Origin of the sequence: Muriicola sp. (genome assembly GCF_049669965.1) — a bacterium.
Taxonomy (GTDB): domain Bacteria; phylum Bacteroidota; class Bacteroidia; order Flavobacteriales; family Flavobacteriaceae; genus Muriicola.
Window position 1 is genome coordinate 1 of the sequence record NZ_JBATLB010000114.1, and the last position, 5,181, is coordinate 5,181.

Annotated in this window: 4 protein-coding genes and 1 pseudogene; 4 read left to right on the forward strand and 1 reads right to left on the reverse strand. The window is 40.8% G+C overall.

Annotated features, from left to right (window positions below):
• The 3 genes and pseudogenes from WBM49_RS06215 to WBM49_RS06225 all read left to right on the forward strand — a co-directional run.
• Positions 1-77: pseudogene (locus WBM49_RS06215) on the forward strand (RNA polymerase subunit sigma-70); the annotation flags it as partial.
• Positions 78-192: 115 nt separating this feature from the next.
• Positions 193-1,104 carry a FecR family protein gene (locus WBM49_RS06220; protein ID WP_424371195.1) on the forward strand — a complete coding sequence of 304 codons (912 nt, stop codon included), beginning with the start codon at positions 193-195 and terminating at the stop codon, positions 1,102-1,104.
• Complete coding sequence (locus WBM49_RS06225) at positions 1,085-3,637, forward strand: TonB-dependent receptor (RefSeq protein WP_424371196.1); 2,553 nt, start codon at positions 1,085-1,087, stop codon at positions 3,635-3,637. Before WBM49_RS06220 ends, WBM49_RS06225 begins: the two co-directional genes overlap by 20 nt.
• Here WBM49_RS06225 and WBM49_RS06230 read toward each other — a convergent pair.
• Complete coding sequence (locus WBM49_RS06230) at positions 3,634-4,530, reverse strand: Brp/Blh family beta-carotene 15,15'-dioxygenase (protein WP_424371197.1); 897 nt, start codon at positions 4,528-4,530, stop codon at positions 3,634-3,636. The genes WBM49_RS06225 and WBM49_RS06230 overlap by 4 nt on opposite strands.
• An 86-nt stretch (positions 4,531-4,616) precedes the next feature.
• Between WBM49_RS06230 and WBM49_RS06235 the strand changes: the two genes are divergently transcribed.
• A partial coding sequence (locus WBM49_RS06235) for a bacteriorhodopsin (protein WP_424371198.1) occupies positions 4,617-5,181 on the forward strand: 565 nt, incomplete at its 3' end.

Here is a 5,181-nt window from a genome sequence, read left to right on the forward strand (position 1 = left end):
GAGTAAGTGTGAAAGCCATTGAGAAAAGGATGCACCTGGCCCTTAAAAGCCTGAGATCCCAGATAGATGGCATATAATCACAAGTTCAACCTGCCGAAAAAGTCCTTTTTGCAAGGGCTTATAAAAAAAGTATCGTTCAATGGTAGGGTATTTGGTAGTGTAACTGTTATATAGGAGTAAAGACCAGAAATCATGCAAGAAAATTACTTGGCCAAATGGCTCAACAACGAACTAAGCGAGGAGGAACTAGCTGCCTTTAAGCGTTCTGAGGAGTACGCCTCCTACCAGAGGATCGTAAGTGCCGCCGATGCCCTGGAAGCTCCGTCTTATGACATGGAGAAGGCCCTTGGTGATTTCAAAGCTCGTCCATTAAAGAACGAGACTAAGGTCATTAAAATGACGCCAACACAATATCTGTTGCGCATTGCAGCAGCCATAACCGTATTATTTGCGCTAACCTTTTTCTATATATCTTCTCTTAACGAGACCGTCTCCACTGAATATGCCGAAAGAACAGAAGTAGTTTTACCAGATGCTTCTGAGGTGATCTTGAATGCAGAATCTGAACTTTCTTACAGCGAGCGAAAATGGGATACTGAGCGTGCATTATCTCTGGAAGGAGAAGCATTTTTTAAGGTGGCGAAAGGTAAAAAGTTTACTGTTACCACAGACCTTGGTACTGTAAGTGTCTTGGGGACCCAGTTTAATGTGGAAAGCAGAAAAGGTTTTTTTGAAGTTACTTGTTACGAAGGATTGGTAAGTGTAAACTTCCAGGGGAAGGAAGAAAAACTACCTGCCGGGACCTCTTTTTTGGTGGTAAATGAACGAGTAGTACAGACAGAAGCGCCCGTGACATCACAACCATCGTGGATCAATAATGAAAGTAGCTTTAAAAGTATCCCCCTTACTTATGTCTTAAACGAATTTCAGAGACAATACAATATAAAGGTTGAAACCAGGAATGTAGATCTTAGTCAACTTTTTACCGGTACTTTTAGCAACACAAACATAAATTTGGCGTTACAGAGTATAAGTACTCCTTCTCAAATAAGTTATACTTTAGAGAAGAATAAAGTGCTCTTCTATGCAGAAAACGCACCTTAAGAGAATCGTTTCTTGCTTTTTGATTCTTTTTTGGGTCCTTTCTATGGGATGGGCCCAGGAGAATAACAAGGTGGCTCTTATCCCCTATATTCAAAACCTTGAACAACAATTCAGTATTAAATTCTCCTATGTGGATGAAGACCTTGTATTGGTTCAGGTCTCTCCCACTTCTTCCACTGATCTGGCAGAAATATTAGAAGCCCTCCGACAGCAAACCCAGCTTCGGATCCAGAAATTATCAGACAGGTACTATACCATTACCAAAAGTGTGACCGTAGATATTTGCGGATTTGTCTTTGACAATTTTGGGCAGAATAATATTCCGGGGGCCTCTGTGGAGGTGCTAGAAAGTGGTCTAGCGATCCTGACGAACACAGAGGGACAATTCAATTTAACCAATATTCCCCGTGATGCGAGTCTGCGTATTCGGTTTCTTGGATTTAAAACCAAGTATATAAAAGCAGAAGAGCTTGTTGGTCACGATTCCTGTAAACCTATTCTAATGGCCCTGAATTACCAGCAGTTGGAAGAAGTGGTGGTCTATCAGTTCTTAACCACCGGAATTAGTCGTGAAACGGACGGCAGCATCCTACTTAGTATTGAAGATTTTGGGATCCTTCCCGGTTTATTAGAACCAGACATTCTTCAAACTGTACAGGCCCTGCCAGGTATTAAAAGCATTGACGAGACAGTTTCTGATATAAATATCAGGGGAGGCACCAATGATCAAAACCTGATCCTTTGGGATGATATAAAAATGTATCAGTCCGGGCATTTCTTCGGACTTATCTCGGCCTTCAATCCGTACCTTACCGATAAAGTGACAATCATCAAAAACGGTACCAGTGCCCGCTATGGGGATGGTGTGAGCGGTATTATTAGCATGAAAACGAAAGATAAGGTGGAAGATCATATGTACGGAGGTGCTGGTTTTGATCTTATTAGCGGGGATGCCTATGGCCACGTGCCTTTATCAGAACAATTGGCCGTACAATTCTCGGCAAGGCGTTCAGTAACCGATTTTTTGAATACCCCTACTTATAATCAATTCTTTGAAAGGGCCTTTCAGGATACCGAAGTTAAAGGCGGTGGTTCCGGGGCAGATGATCCCATTACCAGAGCAGAGAATTTTTATTTCTACGATTTCAGTGGGAAGCTGTTATATGACATTAACCGATTCCACAAGGCAAGGGTTAGTTTTATAAACATCAACAACAATCTGGATTATCTTGAGACCGATGAAACTTCAGGGAGAAGCAATCAAAGTTTGCTAGATCAAACCAATTTCTCTTTTGGAGGTGTATTAGAGAGCAGCTGGACAGATAGATTCTCTACTCGAATCAATGCGTATTATACAAGATATAATCTGGATGCAGAAAATATTGCAGGAAGCGGGCAACAATCGCTTTTTCAGAATAACCGGGTACTCGAATCCTCGGTAAAGGCAGCTACCTCCTATCAGCTTTCAAAGGCATTAAGCACCAGTAATGGCTATCAATTTACCGAAGTGGGGATCACCAATTTTACCAATGTTTCCCAACCTCCTTTTAACAGCAACATAAAAGGGGTTATCAGAACTCATGCCTTCTTTACAGAACTACAATACAGGTCCCCGGATGATAAAGTAGATTTTACGGGGGGAGCCCGCCTCAACTATATTGAAAATCTGGGGACGTTTGATGCTCTGATCCTGGAGCCAAGGCTTAACTTGAGTTATCTTCTCCTGCCAGATTTTAGAATAGAATTGCAGGGAGAATTCAAAAACCAGACAACTAACCAGATCATAGACCTTGAACAGAATTTCCTGGGCATAGAAAAGCGCCGCTGGATCTTGTCTGATGACAATACCCTGCCTATTACTAAAAGTAAACAAGGGGCATTGGGGGTTAACTATGACCGTAACAAATGGTTTATAGGCCTCGAAGGTTTTTACAAAGAGGTGGATGGTGTGAGTACGGCTACCCAGGGATTTCAGAATGAAGATCAGTTCAATGGAGAAATTGGAAGCTATGCCATAAAAGGGGCAGAATTCCTGGTAAATTATAAGAATGCCCGATTTAGTAGTTGGCTAAGTTATACCTATAACAAGAATACATATTATTTTGAGGACATCACCCCCAATGAATTTCCCAATAATCTGGACATCAGACACACCCTTACCCTGGCCAGTACCTACAATTACAGAAATTTAAAACTGGGGATGGGACTTAATTATAGGACAGGCAAACCGTATACAGAACCACAGCAAGGAGCAAATGCCATAGATACAACAGTTTTTCCAAATACCATTAACTATCAAAGTCCGAACAGCAGCAGGCTTCCTGATTATCTTAGAGTAGATACTTCTCTAGTCTATACATTTCAGCTAGGAGATGCAGTAAAAGCCACCGCAGGGGCCTCGGTTCTTAATTTGCTGGGGAAACGCAATGTTTTGAATACCTATTACCGCCTAAACGACCAGGATGAAATTGAGACCGTGGAGAGTATTTCCCTTGGACTTACTCCTAATATTAGTTTCAGGATCAGTTTTTAGGTTCTATTGAGTCGCGTCATCACAATCACATGGGGAAAAGTAATGGCGGCCAGGAAGTAGATCATGATAGTAAGAAACAAGCCTTCATTGTCCTGAAAGAAATAATACAGCACCGCTAAGCCGGCCATGGATACCAACCAATAAAGGAATGAAGTCTTTAAATACTCCATAAATGAAGCTTTTGTAACAGCACCGTAGAGATACTGTATTTGATCTTTTAAAGAGGGTATACTGTGCCAGACCACAAAATAGATACTAAAGGCCCATAATAGCGAGGCCGTTTTAAATACAATAAAGAAGACAAGCAAAAAGAAAAGTTCCTTGACAATGTTTACCTGTATTTGCTTTTTAAATAGCCACCAAAAATATATTCCGATAAACCCGGTAAAGGAAGCTACCAGGAACATTAAATAAACCTCTTTTGCCACCGTAAATCCACTGATCTTTTCAATAATGGGAGTTACTTCCTCTTCATTTACATAAAACAACAAAAAGAATATTACCATGCCGTAAAAGGTGTAGAAAGCGGTGACCAGAACCGATCTTATTTTTAGCGAGGCCCAGTGTTGTTCCCCAAAATGGTAACTGCTGGCTATCACAAAGAAGAGCAAGGCCAGGGATGGGACAAAAGAAAAGAACAGCGCTGTAAGACCCACTACCGCCAAATAACTGCCTAAAGCTCTTAAAAAAAATGAACTCTTGCTAAAGGAGGTAGATTTCTGAATAAGTTTAAGATCGTTTGAGCCGTGAAAGATCCCAAAGGTAAAAATTAGAAAATATGCCAGGATCGCTTCAGCTTTTACATCAAAAAGGACCGTGACCCACAGGAAAAAGAAGGTGATTACGATCGTAAAACCGCTAAAATTGTTAAAATTTTGTTGTTTTTTTTCCAAATTGATAAAATAACTACTTCAAATTTATGAAATTATGTTTAGCTTTTAGTACATTCGCCTAAACAAAATTAACTAATTCTATATTTATGGAAAATTTTTTAGCATCAATCTCATTGGTCTCTAAAATGGCGACCAATGATTACGTAGGGTTTACATTCTTTGTTGGATGTATGGCCATGATGGCAGCCTCTGCATTTTTCTTTTTATCAATGAGTAGCTTTGATAAAAAGTGGAGAACTTCAATCCTGGTTTCAGGATTAATTACATTTATCGCTGCAGTACACTACTGGTACATGAGGGATTACTGGGCAGGATTCGCTGAATCCCCTACATTCTTCCGTTATGTTGACTGGGTATTAACTGTGCCGCTAATGTGCGTGGAATTCTTTTTAATCCTTAAAGTGGCTGGAGCCAAGAAATCCCTACTGTGGAGATTGATCTTTGCATCTGTGGTCATGTTGGTAACAGGTTACTTCGGGGAAGCAGTTTTCAGAGACAGTGCTGCATTCTGGGGCTTAATCTCCGGTCTTGCTTATTTCTGGATCGTTTATGAAATCTGGTTCGGTGAAGCTAAGAAATTGGCAACCGCTGCTGGTGGTGCTGTACTAAGTGCACACAAAACTCTCTGCTGGTTTGTATTGGTAGGATGGG

What these genes read in the sequence shown, in the direction of transcription:
- WBM49_RS06220 (WP_424371195.1), top strand. Translation starts at nt 193, where the DNA reads ATGCAAGAAAATTACTTGGCCAAATGGCTCAACAACGAACTAAGCGAG.
- WBM49_RS06225 (WP_424371196.1), top strand. Translation starts at nt 1,085, where the DNA reads ATGCAGAAAACGCACCTTAAGAGAATCGTTTCTTGCTTTTTGATTCTT.